The organism is Acinetobacter sp. LMB-5 (assembly GCF_001541635.1).
Classification (GTDB): Bacteria; Pseudomonadota; Gammaproteobacteria; order Pseudomonadales; family Moraxellaceae; genus Acinetobacter; species Acinetobacter pittii.
The window spans coordinates 1-446 of sequence record NZ_LRDR01000072.1 but is presented as its reverse complement, the minus strand read 5'-3'; the positions used below and the strand labels follow the sequence as shown (position 1 = coordinate 446).

The 446-nt window shown below is 41.9% G+C and carries 1 protein-coding gene; it reads left to right on the top strand.

Annotated features, from left to right (window positions below):
• Positions 1-147: 147 nt before the first annotated feature.
• A complete protein-coding gene (locus AW165_RS18565; RefSeq protein WP_060466689.1) occupies positions 148-348 on the top strand; it encodes an ANR family transcriptional regulator in 201 nt (66 codons plus the stop codon).
• The last annotated feature ends 98 nt before the right edge of the window (positions 349-446 follow it).

Genomic DNA, 446 nt, shown 5'->3' with positions numbered 1-446 from the left:
AACACCAAGAAACTCTTATTACTGATTTAAAGGAGCGCATCAAATCCATTGAATCACGCCGTTTTGATTGGGGTGAAGTCGTTGTTGGGATTTGGATTGGTCTCGTTATCGCATATTTATTTTTTTAACAAATAGGAACATTAACGCATGGCAACAACAGCAAGTCGTAACAAGTACCGCACGCATGCAACTGATGCAGCAGAAGCGGAACGTAAGGGTGATTATCAAGCAGCAACATGCCATTGGAAAACGGCGGCTATCTACGCTCCAAATGAAACTGAATTGAAATGGGTAACTGCTCGTATCGATTTTTGTGAAACACGTAATCATGAGGAAATTGTCGCATGACTGAACAAAAAGCCCCAAAAGGTATGCGTTTAAACAAGGATGGCAACCCCGTTCCTGAGCGCATTATCGACCCTTACAAAATTGAGCAAGACGATTTT